The organism is Shewanella algicola (assembly GCF_014648035.1).
GTDB classification, from domain to species: Bacteria; Pseudomonadota; Gammaproteobacteria; order Enterobacterales; family Shewanellaceae; genus Shewanella; species Shewanella algicola.
Window position 1 is genome coordinate 1 of the sequence record NZ_BMQI01000033.1, and the last position, 14,343, is coordinate 14,343.

Consider the following 14,343-nt stretch of genomic DNA (forward strand, 5'->3'; position numbering starts at 1 on the left):
TCACCTCAATAATGGCATTATTATATTCCTTTATTGAAGTGTCCGGCTAATTCAACCACAACATTGTTGCGGACTTTTTCGGTGGTAGAAATAATGTTTTGATCTCGAGCCTCTTTCCATTCCTCTGGTTTATCCCAGGCATTTGGGTTAAACAGAGTTTTATGTACTCCAGGAAATACTTCCATATTTTCCCAATCAATCTCGATTGTTGGTTCGTCGACCTCTTTAACCCACCAAGGAAGATTACGGTCGCCGTAAGGTGAAGCGATCGCCTCATCCATGTTGGCAAAAACCTTGCCGCCAATGCTAATCGCGCCAACAGCACCCGCACCCACGCCTAACATTTTCATAAAATCACGCCGACCTACCATTGGCTGTGAAGTCGAATCATCGAACTTTGGTTTATTCATATTATCTATCCCTAATTTTTAACGCTAAGTTCACATTAATCAATTCTTGCTTATCGTTATTGGTTTCTTATTTACAACTTAGGAATAGCAATTGATACGCCAACTTTTTAACGCTTTTTTTTATGACCTATCTCTCGGTTATTGGCCATTTATATTGGTTTAATTATCATTTTGAGAATCTCGTTTCCGAAAATAGGAATTTGCTGGGTGAACAATGAAAGTTGAAGACTTATTTCTTAATAGCTTATTAAATCACTCGGATAAAGATGCCTCTGTTAGCTTTATGCAACAGCGTGTCCTCATTATGGATTCGCTTGCATTAGGGCTTCTTCGAAAGGAGCTTATCGATACTTTAGGGAGCCATGAAGCACGAAAGATTTTGACTCGTTTTGGTTATGCACATGGCTGGCGCACAGCAAAAATGGTTCAAGATGAGTCTCCTGACGTGTTCAATGATGAACGCGGTGGCGAGCAATTGCATAAGTTGTTTGGTTTGGTCAATACCACCAAAAGAATTGAAGTAAAAGAAGCTGAAAATGATGGCTTGTTAATTCGTACTAGAATGGAAAACTCTTATGAAGCTGAACAACAACTCAATTTATTAGGTAAATCTACAGAGGCAAGTTGTTGGACGTTAACAGGTTTTGCTAGTGGGTATGAAACCTTTAAACGTGGTCGAGAAATGTATTTTATCGAAACTAAATGCATGGCTATGGGTGATCCGTATTGTGAAATGGAAGGGCATTTTAAAGAGTGTTGGGATCATCGTTTGCAAGAGCATTTACCTTATTTCCAGATGGACAATATTAGCCAAACTCTTGCAGAGCAACAGTCGTTACTGAAACAATTAGAAGACCGATTGGCGGCACGGCGCAATGAGTTATCGGCACTAGATAACCCAATTGATCCTATTCCTGGTTTTCTTGTTCGTAGCCCACAAATGATTAAGGTCATTAATATTGCTACGCTAGCGGCTAAAGTTAACTCGACAATATTAGTCAGCGGTGACAGCGGTGTCGGTAAAGAGCACATCAGTCGCTTTATTCATCAAATGTCGTCGCGTTCACAGGGACCATTTATATCGATAAATTGCAGTGCGCTTAGTGATAGCTTGCTTGAAGCTGAGCTTTTTGGTCATATAAAAGGGGCATTTACTGGGGCAGATAAAGCACGAATAGGGTTATTTGAAGAGGCTAATGGTGGGACGTTATTTTTAGATGAAATAGGCGAAACCAGCCTTAATATGCAAGTCAAATTACTGCGAGTATTACAAGAAAGAAAAATTAAACGCATTGGCGAAAATAAAGAGCGGCCTATTGATATTCGTGTCATTGCCGCCACCAATCGCCATCTCAGTGACGAGGTTAAGCAAGGTCATTTCCGTAAAGACTTATTTTATCGATTACGCGTAATCGAATTACATATTCCCAATTTATCCAAACGCCGCGAAGACATATTACCGATCGCCAATTTATTTTTGTATAAATTTAACGACACAATGGAGCGCGATGTCATTGGTTTATCCCATTGTGCGACGCAACGGTTAATGCATTATGCCTGGCCTGGCAACGTGCGCGAGCTATCTAATGCCATAGAGTATGCCGTAGCGTTATGTCGAGGGCGATGGATAGAAGAGACCGACTTACCAGCTGAAATCATCAACCCTAAAGCACAACTGCATGCAATTGATCCGCTCAAGTCATTAGAAGATATTGAAAAGCAGCATATTGAGGTAGCACTTAAATACCATAATGGCGATAAACGCGCAGCGGCAGCTAGCCTTGGTATTGTGTTATCGACCCTTTATCGGAAGTTATCGCACTATCAATTGAGTTAATCACCAAGGCTGTATTGAGGCAAAGCATCATCTTGTCATCATCATTTATTTGTACGTGAGTTGACTTGCCACGTTGATCTCTTTGCAAATAATACTTTGCCGACCATACTTATGTGTAAAGATAAAACAGCCTGATAGTGTAACAAGGGTGGTTTCTGGTATCCTATGCAGCAAAATTACAGTGGCTTATGTTGCGAAAATAACCATGTCAAAACCAGATTCAATGTTTTTACGCGTGTTAAAATGGGTTCAAAAAAAGATGGTACACACGATTGTTGTGCCACATGAACCTTTTGAAGACCTCAATTTAGATCCGGCTAAACCATTGGTTTATGTCATGAAAACAGAGTCAATCAGTGATGCCGCTGCCCTCAGCGAAATTACCGAAGGCTTTGGCATGCCGAGCCCTTATCAACCTCTAGAAATAGATGATTTGAAAGTGCCTCGCATCGTGTGCTTAGAAGGTCGTAAACCTCTTTTGGGTAAGCGTGAAAGTGGTGAAAAGTTCATTAATAGTTTTACCAGCTTACTTGCACTTCATCGCCAACGTCCGGATTTGGATATTCAATTAGTGCCCGTGAGTTTGTATTGGGGCCGCACACCCGGCAAAGAAGACGACAGCATGAAAGCCGCTGTTTTTGAGCGAGAAAACCCAACATGGTTACGTAAATGGTTGATGATCCTGTTTCTTGGTCGTCATAATTTTGTGCAGTTTTCTAACGCAGTGTCTTTACGTCATATGGCTGACGAGCATGGCTTTGATAAAAGTATTGCCCATAAGTTAATTCGCGTTGCTCGGGTGCATTTTAGTCGACAACGTAAAGTGATGACTGGACCGCAATTACCGAATAGACAAATGTTTTTTGCTTCGTTGCTTAAATCTGATTCAATCAAAAAAGCGATTGAAGAAGAAGCGATTAATAAAAAAATATCCCCAGAAAAAGCCCGCGAAACAGCGATTGAGTATTTAGATGAAATCGCTGCTGATTATTCCGACAGTTTAGTGCGTATTGCCGAGCGCTTTTTAACCTGGCTTTGGAATAAGCTATACAGTGGAATCAACATTAAAGGCGCTGAACAAATTAGACAGCTCCATCATGACGGCCATGAAATTGTCTATGTACCGTGTCATCGAAGCCACATGGACTACTTGTTGCTGTCGTATATTTTGTATTACCAGGGCATGGTTCCGCCGCACATTGCCGCCGGTATTAATCTTAACTTTTGGCCTGCTGGCCCTATGTTCCGTCGTGGCGGTGCGTTCTTTATTCGCCGTAGTTTTAACGGTAACAAGCTTTACACTGCAGTGTTTCGCGAATATTTGGATCAATTGTTTGCCAAAGGTTATTCGGTTGAATACTTCACCGAAGGTGGACGTTCGCGCACTGGTCGCTTGCTCGCGCCTAAAACGGGCATGTTGGCCATGACTATCAATAGCGTATTGCGCGGGATTGAGCGCCCAGTAACGTTAGTGCCTGTGTATTTAGGTTATGACCACGTAATGGAAGTCGCCACTTACCATAAAGAATTAAGCGGCAAGAAAAAGAAAAAAGAATCGGTATGGCAAGTGTTTGGTGCTATCCGTAAGTTAGGTAACTTTGGTCGGGGTTATGTCAACTTCGGTGAACCGATTAACCTACAAAACTTTTTAAACCAACAAGCGCCAGACTGGCGTGAAGAGGTCGCGAAAGACCCTGAACAAAAACCAACATGGTTTACGCCTTCGGTTAATTTGTTGGCCAGCAGTGTAATGACCAACATTAACGGCGCAGCAGCGGCCAGCTCTGTTACGTTAACCAGTTTAGTCTTGCTTGCATCTGAGCGTAACGCGTTAGAGCGCAGCTTACTTGAACGTCAATTAGACTTATATTTAGCGATGTTGAAAAGCGTGCCTTATACCAGCTACACCTCAGTGGCAGAAGGCAATGGCAAATCGATTATTGACCACTGTTTATCACTCAATAAGTTTGTCAGTACCAAAGATGCCATTGGTGAAATTATTTCAGTTGATGAAAAAATTGCCATCACTATGAGCTACTATCGCAATAACATCATTCACTTAATGGCTATTCCATCGTTAATCGCCAGTTGTTTAGTACAATATGATATTTGCGACCGCAGTAAAATTCATGCCGTTGTGATGGACTTTTATCCGCTGCTAAAAGCAGAGCTATTTATGGGCATTGAAGACGTACAACAGCATGTCGACAAGATTTTAGACTTTATGGTTGAGCAAGGCTTGCTCAGTGGCGATGATCATTTTGAAGTATCGCCACGTTATACTGCTCAGTTATTGTTACTGGCTGAAACCATTAGCGAAACCCTTCAACGTTACGCGATTATTTTTAACTTGTTGGCGATTAAGCCTGACTTAGAACGCTCCGAGCTTGAAACCGACAGTCACCTATTAGCTAAGCGTTTAGGTGCATTACATGGCATTACAGCGCCTGAGTTTTACGATAAAAAACTCTACAACACCTTAAGCGTTAAGCTTAAAGAATTAGGCTATTTATGCAGTGTTGAGCACCGTTCTGAAGTGATTCGAATTCGCGACCACGCTAACCAATTATTGAGCTCATCAGTAAGGCAAACCATTGTTGATAGTGTGCATGCGGAGCATGGACATTAATGGCTAATCATATGAACGGTGCCAAGCACCGCCCACAAGGTAAGTCCTTATTGGGCGGCGCGATGATTATTGCCGGTACAACCGTGGGCGCTGGCATGTTTTCATTGCCGGTTGTGGGCGCGGGTATGTGGTTTGGCTATTCGATAGTCATGCTATTAGGTGTTTGGTTTTGCATGTTAATGTCTGGTTTATTGCTGTTAGAAGCTAACTTACATTTTGAGCCAGGTGCCAGTTTTGATACGTTAACCCGTGAAACCTTAGGTCAGTTTTGGCGAGTGATTAACGGGGTCTCGATTGCATTTGTATTATACATTTTAACCTATGCATACATCAGTGGTGGTGGTTCAATCGTTAATCATAGCTTGTCGGCGCTTGGCGTAACCTTGCCCCAAAGCGTTGCTGGTTTAGTGTTTGCTGCTGTGTTGGCGTTTATTGTATTAATTAGCACTAAAGCGGTTGACCGTATTACTACCATCATGCTCGGTGGCATGGTGATTACCTTCTTTTTAGCTATTGGTAATCTATTAATTGAAATTGATACCACTAAGTTAGTCTCGCCAGACGGTGAAAGCCGCTATTTGCCGTATTTACTTGCTGCTATTCCCTTTGGCCTCGCCAGTTTTGGCTACCATGGTAATGTACCAAGCCTAGTTAAATACTATGGTAAAGATGCCAATACCATTGTTAAAGCCATTGTGGTGGGTACCTGCATCGCGCTGATTATTTATGTGTGTTGGCTAGTGGCGACCATGGGCAATATTCCACGTAGCCAATTTGCCGATGTGATTGCCAAGGGCGGTAATATTGGTGTGCTCGTTGAGGCGTTGTCTGGCGTAATGGCAAGTCAGTGGCTAAATAGCATGTTGACCTTGTTTGCTAACCTAGCGGTAGCGTCATCATTTTTAGGGGTGACCTTAGGTCTATTTGATTATCTAGCTGATTTATTTGGTTTTGATGATTCACGTGCTGGCCGAATGAAAACCGCTGCAATAACATTTATACCGCCAACTATTTTGGGTTTATTGTTTCCTAATGGTTTTATTATTGCCATTGGTTTTGCCGCATTAGCCGCAACCGTGTGGGCTGTGATAGTGCCAGCCCTGTTAGCATATAAAGTGCGTCAATTGTATCCAAACACTACTGGCTTTAAAGTCCCTGGTGGTACACCGCTGATTGCTGTCGTTGTATTGTTTGGCATTATTACCGCAACCTGCCATTTATTGGCCATGGCCGATATTCTGCCGGTATTTAAATAACTGATTTGCACAGCGCATTTTTAAAAAAGCCTTCGTTTGAAGGCTTTTTGCTTTTTGGGTGATATCAACTTAACTTATAACTATTACCTATCAGTAATTGCGACTACAGGACCACAATAATGAAAGTACAACAATATCAACAAGGACAACCATGCTGGATTGAGCTGGCTACGCACGATTGGGATGCGGGTAAAGCGTTTTATCAGGCATTATTTGGTTGGGGAGCTGATGATATGCCCATGCCTGAAGGGCATTACACTATGTTGCAAATTGAGGGTGACGATATTGGTGCAATGTACCCAATGCCAGAAGATATGTTGGCTTTACCTACACACTGGACGCTCTACTTTGCCGTTGATGATGTCAATGTTAGCGCTGAACTTGTTAAACAGGCGGGTGGCCAGGTGATCGCTGGACCACACTCGGTTGGTGATGCTGGCAGCATGGCATTATGCACCGACCCCGAGGGTAGCCGTTTTGCGTTATGGCAAGGCCAAGATCATATTGGTATTAAACGTGCGCAAGAAGCCAATACTCTGTGCTGGGTTGAGTTAGCCTGTCGTGACACCGCAGCCGCTAAAACATTTTATAGTAAGGTGCTAGGCTATCAAACCAAACTTGCAGATATGGCCGATTTTGAATACACCGAATGGTATGTGGGTGAGCAAGCTGTTGGTGGCCTGATGGAAATGACGGCAGAATGGGGCGATGCGCCAGCGCATTGGATGAACTATTTTGCTGTTGATGATTGTGATGCCGCGCTCGCTAAAGCAAAAAGTTTGGGCGCGACCGTGTGCGTACCCGCTACCGACATCCCTAATGTGGGACGTTTTTCGGTACTTAATGATCCGCAAGGCGGGTTTTTCTCGATTATTTCGCTATTGGACCCAGCAGCATAAACATTTAGCATCTTGTATTTAGGTCATTATTTGAACTCAAATTAACAATCGATGTCTGAATAATTAGCGTTACACAAGGAGTACACCCAAGGATGAATTTATGACTCAAGAAACAACACAAGCAGCATTAGCACGAATTAATCGCAGTATGCTGATGGTGGCCATTATCGATTTTCCCGGTACGTTATTGTTTGGTTTAGGGCTTTACGGCATTTTTGCCGGCTTTGATGAAGGTTTTTTACCTATGCTATCTCACCCAATGATCATTAATGCAATGTTGGTTATTGGTGGCGCGATTATGGCGTGGGGAATGTTTAAGATGATGAGTTTAGCGCGTGAAAAACAAAGGATCACTCAATAATGAAAATACCGCTTGTTCAATCAACCCTCTTATCGAGCCTGATATTGTCTAGTTTACTTGTCTTAACGGCTTGTAGCGGCACGTCGCCAAACCGTTTAGGCAATGCTGGTAATGCCGACGATAATAAAAATGATACAGATTACATGATACTCAATCTGCCTATGGCGATTTTAGCCAGCGATCCATGCAAACACGGTCATCCTGATGACATCGCTGCATGTAAGAAGAAGAAACAAGATGAAGCGGATCAACTTAATGAGTCACTTAAGCGGAATTAACCTAACCTCAGCTTAACTTAGGATGTTGATGTGATAATAAAAAATCCCAAACAATACATTGTTTGGGATTTTTGCTTTATAGCGTCTGCCAATGATTATGCGGGCAGCCGTCGACCGTAAATGAGTAAGTAAATCGCCGGTATCACAAATAGCGATAATAGCGGCGCGGTGACCATACCGCCCACCATAGGTGCGGCAATTTTTTGCATCACTTCATTGCCTGTACCGCTGCCCCACATGATGGGTAATAGGCCAAAAAAGATGGTGGCAACGGTCATGGCTTTAGGGCGAATACGCATTACCGCACCTTCGATAAGCGCAGCCGTTAAGTCAGCCTTAGTTTGATAACGGTCTTCTCGCTTGTAAGCGGCAATACTGTTGTTGAGGTACACCTGCATCACCACCCCAAACTCAGCGGCCACACCAGCAAGGGCTATCATGCCAACCGATACCGCCACTGAAAAATTAAACTCGAGCGAGTAAAGTAACCATGCACTGCCCACCAGTGAAAACGGCAAACTGAGCATAATCACCAGAGCCTGAATTGTTGAGTTAAAGGTCATCATCAACAAGATAAAAATCACCGCAATCATAAGCGGGATCACCAGTGTCATTTTAGCTTCAACCCGCTGCATGTATTCATATTGACCGGCAAAGCTGTAGCTGTAACGTGCAGGCAAGCTAATGTGCTCATCAAGTGCGGTTTGTGCCTGGGCAATATACTCACCAATGGAGATATCTGTTAAGTCGACAAACACCCATGAAATAAGGCGGCCATTCTCACTGGCAAGCATTGGTGCGCCGTCGCTAATGGTCAGTTCAGCTAAGTAACTTAAGGGTAGGTATTTACCGGTTTTAGTGAGCACGGGTAAGTCTTTTAGTTTTTCAATGTTGTCGCGTAACTCCCTTGGGTAACGAATGTTAATTGGGTAGCGTTCTTGGCCTTGAATCGACTCGCCTACCGTCATGCCGCCAATGGCAATTTGCACCACATCTTGAATGTCTTTGAGTGTCATGCCGTAACGTGCTGCATTTTTCAAGTTAGGGGTAATATCAATATAACGTCCACCACTGCTGCGTTGTGCAAACGCCGATAAAGTGCCCGGTAATTGGCTTACCACTGCTTCTATTTCACTGCCGATTCGTTGCAATTCCTCAACATTTGAGCCTGATATTTTGATGCCGACCGGGGTTCTAACACCAGTGGATAACATATCTATACGGGTTTTAATCGGTTGTACCCAGGCGTTAGTCATGCCAGGAATACGCACCGTTTTTTGCAGCTGCTCGATAATGCTTTCTAAGGTCACGCCTGTGCGCCACTCGCTTGTGGGTTTAAGCATAATGGTGGTTTCGAGCATAGTTAACGGCGCAGGGTCAGTGGCGGTTTGGGCTCGGCCGACTTTACCAAATACCCGCTTAACTTCAGGTACGGTTTTAATTAGCCTATCTGTTTGCTGTAAAATCTCCGCCGCCTTGCCCGCACTAACGCCGGGCAATGTGGTTGGCATATACAGCAAGTCACCTTCTTCTAATGTCGGCATAAATTCAGAACCCATTTTAGTTAATGGGTAATAGGCGCTGAGCAAGGCCACTAATGCCATCATTATGGTGATTTTAGGAGAACGTAACACCCATTTTAATAACGGTTGATATAACGCAATCAGAATACGGCTGAGTGGGTTTTTACGCTCGTCGGGGATTTTCCCACGAACAAAGTAACCCATTAATACCGGAATTAAAGTGATGGCTAAAATCGCCGATGCGGCCATAGCAAAGGTTTTGGTAAAGGCTAGCGGATGAAACAAGCGCCCCTCTTGTGCTTCTAGTGCAAACACCGGAGTAAAGCTTAAGGTAATAATTAATAAACTGAAAAACAGTGCAGGGCCGACTTCGACAGAGGCGTCTTTAACTAGCTGCCAGTGTGCTTCGCCCTCTGGAGCACAGCCGTGTTGTTGGCGGTAATGTTCTAAATGTTTGTGAGTGTTTTCTACCATCACGATAGATGCATCCACAACCGCGCCGATGGCGATAGCTATACCGCCTAGGCTCATAATGTTGGCATTCACCCCCATAAAATGCATCGCAATAAAGCTGATTAAAATCGAGATGGGTAGGGTGATAATGGCCACTAGTGTCGAGCGGGCATGTAATAAAAAGAGTAAACAAATCAGCCCGACAATCAGCATTTCTTCGAGCACTTTATGTTTAAGGTTGTCGACTGAGCGCACAATCAGTTCAGAGCGGTCATAAGTGGTCACTAACTCGACTCCGTCTGGCAGGCCATTGCTGATTTGTTCGAGTTTGAGTTTGATATTATTAATGGTTTCAAGGGCGTTTTCGCCGTAGCGCATCACCACAATGCCGCCGACGACTTCACCTTGACCATCAAGCTCTGCAATACCACGTCTTGCCGCAGGGCCGGTGCGTAGCTGTGCTACGTCTTTCATTAAAATCGGTGTGCCAGTTTCAGACAAAATACCCAGAGGGATTTCAGCAAAATCAGCAATAGTTTGACGATAACCACTTGAGGTGATCATGTATTCTGCCTCGGCCATTTCAATGACCGAGCCGCCGGTTGAGCTATTAGAATTGTCGAGAGCATTTTTAATGGTCATTAAATCGATTTGATACAAAGCCAATTTGTGCGGGTCGACGACCACCTGATAGGTTTGTTCCATGCCGCCAACGGTCGCGACTTCTGATACGCCTGCGACACTTTGCAGCTCAAGCTTTAAAAACCAGTCTTGCAGAGAGCGCAATTGCGCTAAATCGTAGTGACCTTTGCGGTCAACGAGTGCGTATTGAAAAATCCAACCGACACCGGAGGCGTCAGGGCCTAAGCTTGGCGTCACTCCATCGGGCAACTGATCTTGGGTTTGCGAAAGGTATTCAAGCACGCGTGAACGGGCCCAATAAATGTCAGTATCGTCTTCAAAAATCACATACACAAATGAGTCACCAAACATGGAGAAGCCGCGCACGGTTTTAGCGCCAGGCACGGCCAACATGGCCGACGACAATGGGTAGGTTATTTGGTCTTCTACCAGCTGAGGTGCCTGGCCCGGATAGCTGGTTTTAACAATCACTTGTACATCTGATAAATCGGGCAACGCATCTAATGGCGTGGTGCGCATGGCTTGATAGCCTACCAGTGCAATGATTGCGGTAAGCAGCAACACCATAATGCGGTTTTTAATAGAAGCATTGATAATTTGCGCTAGCATAACAAGGCTCCTTAGTGTTGATGAACGTCAGTTTTGGTTTGAGTGCCAGCACTGCTTATGCGTTGCAAGCTGCCTTGAATGCTGGCTTCTGAATCAAGTAAAAACTGCCCAGACACGACCACTTTGTCGTGCTCGTTTAAGCCCTGGAGGATCTCAGCTTTTCCTTGAGCCATCATGCCCACTTTTACTGGTACTGATGCAAAGCTAGTGTCGCTGCGCTGTACCACAACGCGGTTTTCTCTGCCGGTTAAAATCAACGCCTCGGTAGGAACTGTCAATACATTCTGTTTTGGTTGCCCGTACAAGGTGACATCTACTAAGGTGCCGGGCCTCAGTTTTTCTTGCATGTTGTTTAATTGAATCCTGACTCGCATAGCGCGGGTGACAGGGTCTAGCTCTGGATAGATATAATCAATGTTTGAGTCGATATCAAACAGGCCTTGTGCCGCTGCACTGACACTGACTTGTCGCCCTTCTGTTAGCCAACTTTGTTCGTTTTCAAATACGTCTGCAATGACCCATACGCTGTCTAAATTGACTATTTCAAATAAGGTATCACCCGGTTGAATGTACATACCATGACGTATGGTTAATTCACTAATAAAGCCACTTTGCGGCGCATAAAACGGCACGCGATAAATGGTTTCTCCGGTTTTTTCTAGACGATTGATCACCGCGTTGTCGACGCCTAATAATTCTAGACGCTTACGGGCTTTGCTTAATAATACGCTGCCACGTTGTTTATCTTGTTTAAGGTAATCGAGTGCTTGGGAGTAATCGTCTTGAGCGTTGACCAGTTCAGGCGAATACAGCTCGTACAATAACTGACCTTTTTTGACTTGCTGACCCACATTATGGACCATTAAGGTTTCAATCCAGCCGGTGGCACGAGTGTGCACATGGCCTATGGTATTTTCGTTATATTGCACAGTGCCAATGGTGTTCACTTGACGTGATAAACTGTCCTTTGTCACCACATGGCTGCGCATCCCTAACGCTTGTTGCATACCACCAGAAACCCCAACGACCACTTCTTGTGCGGCATCAGCGACGGTCACTTTTTCTAAGTTCATCCCACAAATAGGACAGCTGCCAGGCGTATCTGACACCACATGTGGGTGCATTGGACAGATGTATTTGCTTGTATCATTACGACCGGTTTTGGCTGTCGAAAGCACCTTTTTAGTCGGTTTGAGCGAGCTAATGGGTTGCTCAAATACTTTTTTAGCAGCTGGCGTCATGTGGTTATGATCCATTGCCGGTTCTGCATTGGTGTCTTTTTCTATTAAAAACATGCCGCATTTGGGACAGCTGCCCGGCTCATGGCTGGTGACCTCAGGATGCATGGGGCAGTAGTAGTCATGTTGATGTTGTTTATGGTTTTGAGTTGTTTCGTCAGTATGTGATGTTGTCGCATCGGTTTCTTTTGCGATTAAAAACATGCCGCATTTAGGACAGCTACCCGGCTCATGGCTGGTGACCTCTGGGTGCATAGGGCAGTAGTAACTGCTTTGGTGTTGCCCATGAGTGCTAGGCTCAGTGGCAGCAAAAGCAGGAAAAAGAGTCGTGCAACCTAAAAGGCTTACGCTAGTAAATAGCACAATATAAAAAGCGTGTTTCATATCAACCTCTAATCATGGGTAAACGCGCGGTGCAATCAGTAAAGTGCACTGTGAATACGCGAGGTAAACCACGAAAAATCGTCTAAAAATACAAGTCGAATTAATGCAGCCGGTATTATTGCCGGCTTAAATGTGAGGAATTAAACGATAGGAGGGCGGAACGCAGGGGTCCCGTCAATAGAGATTAATTCTTCTATAGGCAATATGATGGCTGATTCAACAGGGGCTGGGCTGACACTCATATCAGTCGAAAACACGGTGCCGGTAAAGCTTATCGTAAAGCAGTGGCTGCAATCACTTCCGCATGCCCCGGCATTATCACAACAATGGCTTTCTTGGATATCATGCTCTTGCATCATCATGCTATGGCAATCGGTGCCATTTTGCATGTTGCTTGTAGTTGAGGTGTTAGTGGTGTGGTGGGGCATTGGCATGTCATTAGGCGCTATCATCGTATAGCCATTAGCTAACACACCTTGTCCCAATAAGGATAACAAAGTGCAAATAGCAATAAGATAATGGCGAATGGATTTACGCATAACATCCTAAAAAGTGAACCAATAAAAACAATCTAACACAATATAAATGTATAGCAGGTGGCAAACAATGCGCCAACACGCATTTTTAGCCTTTATCTAGGGCTTGTTGGCTCTAGGTCGTTATCTTTTGAGCGAGATAATAGTGTTTAATTAGACCTTGTTAAGAGTAAGGGTAATTTAAGACTTTGTTTGTTTTTAGTCTGATACCATGTCGCAGACACGATCTAGTTCGCATTTTAGATAATTTTTGATAAGGAATCATAAAAATAGCGACTAGAATCAATTTTCTAATTTTAAAAAATCCTAAACTACACATACAAATATTAGAAATCTAGTTTTAATGGAGATTGAACAATGAACTGGCGTGCACTTTTTAAACCAAGCGCGAAATACTCGATTATTGCACTTATTGTGGTTGGTGTAATTGTGGGTGTCGTAGGCTACTTCGCAACACAGCAAACATTACATGCAACAAGTAGCGATGCTTTTTGTATGACATGTCACCGCGATCACTCGTTAAGAGATGAAGTCATGGCGTCAGCTCACGGTGGCGGTAAAGCCGGTGTGACTGTCCAATGTCAAGATTGTCACTTACCTCACGGCCCTGTTGATTATTTGATTAAGAAAATCATCGTGTCTAAAGACTTAATTGGCTTAATGACTATCGATGGCTTTATGACGCAAGAATGGTTAGATGAAAACCGTAAAGAACAAGCTGATTTAGCATTAGAATACTTCCGTAGTAATGATTCTGCTAACTGTCAGCACTGTCATACACGTATTTACGAAGATCAGCCAGAAACCATGAAGAAAATGGCTGTTAGAATGCACAGCATGAACTTCAAGAAAGCGCCTGAAGACAGAAAGACTTGTGTAGATTGTCACAAAGGTGTTGCTCACCCTTACCCTAAAAAGTAATAGAGCATCGACTTTAAAGAAAAGCCTCGTTAAATTAACGAGGCTTTTTTATGTCAAAAAATCAATTTTCATGTGTTGAGCGGCTGACGCTTAATCTGATCTAAGGCAAATATGCCCCAGAGTAAAATGGCTGCGTATTTTATGATGGGTTGATGTCTACCTTTAGGGCTCAGGCATACCGCTAAAAGCAATAACAGATGCATTAGTGCAGTAAATGCAGCCAAAAGAGTCAGTAAGGTGGCAACATCTTGGCTAAACACAAAAGATCCATAGGCGAATAATCCCCACATCGACAACGTGGCTGTTTTACCGACTAATATGAGATCATTTCGTGCAGTATCGTGTAATGTCAGATTGCTGAACATAA

At 43.7% G+C, this 14,343-nt stretch carries 12 protein-coding genes; 7 read left to right on the forward strand and 5 right to left on the reverse strand.

Annotation, left to right across the window (positions count from 1 at the left end):
* Positions 1 to 20: 20 nt before the first annotated feature.
* Positions 21 to 410, reverse strand: a complete 390-nt coding sequence (locus IEY42_RS14220; protein ID WP_188925905.1) for a reductive dehalogenase domain-containing protein — start codon at positions 408 to 410, stop codon at positions 21 to 23.
* A 214-nt stretch (positions 411 to 624) separates the two neighbouring features.
* Between IEY42_RS14220 and IEY42_RS14225 the strand changes: the two genes are divergently transcribed.
* The 6 genes from IEY42_RS14225 (at position 625) to IEY42_RS14250 (ending at position 7,670) form a co-directional block, all read left to right on the forward strand.
* Positions 625 to 2,247 carry a sigma-54-dependent Fis family transcriptional regulator gene (locus IEY42_RS14225; protein ID WP_188925862.1) on the forward strand — a complete coding sequence of 541 codons (1,623 nt, stop codon included), beginning with the start codon at positions 625 to 627 and terminating at the stop codon, positions 2,245 to 2,247.
* 205 nt (positions 2,248 to 2,452) lie between these two features.
* A complete protein-coding gene (plsB, locus tag IEY42_RS14230; RefSeq protein WP_188925863.1) occupies positions 2,453 to 4,876 on the forward strand; it encodes a glycerol-3-phosphate 1-O-acyltransferase PlsB in 2,424 nt (807 codons plus the stop codon).
* The gene (gene mtr / locus IEY42_RS14235) at positions 4,876 to 6,132 is read left to right on the forward strand and encodes a tryptophan permease (protein ID WP_188925864.1); all 1,257 of its coding nucleotides are present in this window, start codon (positions 4,876 to 4,878) and stop codon (positions 6,130 to 6,132) included. The genes plsB and mtr overlap by 1 nt, the downstream gene beginning before the upstream one ends.
* Before the next feature lie 119 nt (positions 6,133 to 6,251).
* Positions 6,252 to 7,031 (forward strand): VOC family protein, encoded by a 780-nt coding sequence (locus tag IEY42_RS14240; RefSeq protein ID WP_188925865.1) that lies wholly within the window; start codon positions 6,252 to 6,254, stop codon positions 7,029 to 7,031.
* A 100-nt stretch (positions 7,032 to 7,131) separates the two neighbouring features.
* A complete protein-coding gene (locus IEY42_RS14245) occupies positions 7,132 to 7,392 on the forward strand; it encodes a hypothetical protein (protein ID WP_188925866.1) in 261 nt (86 codons plus the stop codon).
* Positions 7,392 to 7,670, forward strand: coding sequence for a hypothetical protein (locus IEY42_RS14250; RefSeq protein WP_188925867.1), 279 nt, complete (start codon positions 7,392 to 7,394; stop codon positions 7,668 to 7,670). Before IEY42_RS14245 ends, IEY42_RS14250 begins: the two co-directional genes overlap by 1 nt.
* A 95-nt stretch (positions 7,671 to 7,765) precedes the next feature.
* Here IEY42_RS14250 and IEY42_RS14255 read toward each other — a convergent pair whose 3' ends face one another.
* The 3 genes from IEY42_RS14255 to IEY42_RS14265 all read right to left on the reverse strand — a co-directional run bounded on the left by IEY42_RS14255 (position 7,766) and on the right by IEY42_RS14265 (position 13,058).
* Positions 7,766 to 10,897 (reverse strand): efflux RND transporter permease subunit, encoded by a 3,132-nt coding sequence (locus tag IEY42_RS14255; RefSeq protein ID WP_188925868.1) that lies wholly within the window; start codon positions 10,895 to 10,897, stop codon positions 7,766 to 7,768.
* A gap of 11 nt (positions 10,898 to 10,908) precedes the next feature.
* Entirely contained in the window at positions 10,909 to 12,519 is a 1,611-nt protein-coding gene (locus IEY42_RS14260) for an efflux RND transporter periplasmic adaptor subunit (protein ID WP_229780068.1), read from the reverse strand.
* A gap of 140 nt (positions 12,520 to 12,659) precedes the next feature.
* Positions 12,660 to 13,058, reverse strand: coding sequence for a hypothetical protein (locus tag IEY42_RS14265; protein WP_188925869.1), 399 nt, complete (start codon positions 13,056 to 13,058; stop codon positions 12,660 to 12,662).
* Positions 13,059 to 13,412: 354 nt separating this feature from the next.
* Between IEY42_RS14265 and IEY42_RS14270 the strand changes: the two genes are divergently transcribed.
* Complete coding sequence (locus IEY42_RS14270) at positions 13,413 to 13,976, forward strand: NapC/NirT family cytochrome c (RefSeq protein WP_188925870.1); 564 nt, start codon at positions 13,413 to 13,415, stop codon at positions 13,974 to 13,976.
* A gap of 68 nt (positions 13,977 to 14,044) precedes the next feature.
* Here IEY42_RS14270 and IEY42_RS14275 read toward each other — a convergent pair whose 3' ends face one another.
* Positions 14,045 to 14,341 (reverse strand): DUF1145 domain-containing protein, encoded by a 297-nt coding sequence (locus IEY42_RS14275; RefSeq protein ID WP_188925871.1) that lies wholly within the window; start codon positions 14,339 to 14,341, stop codon positions 14,045 to 14,047.
* Positions 14,342 to 14,343: the final 2 nt, after the last annotated feature.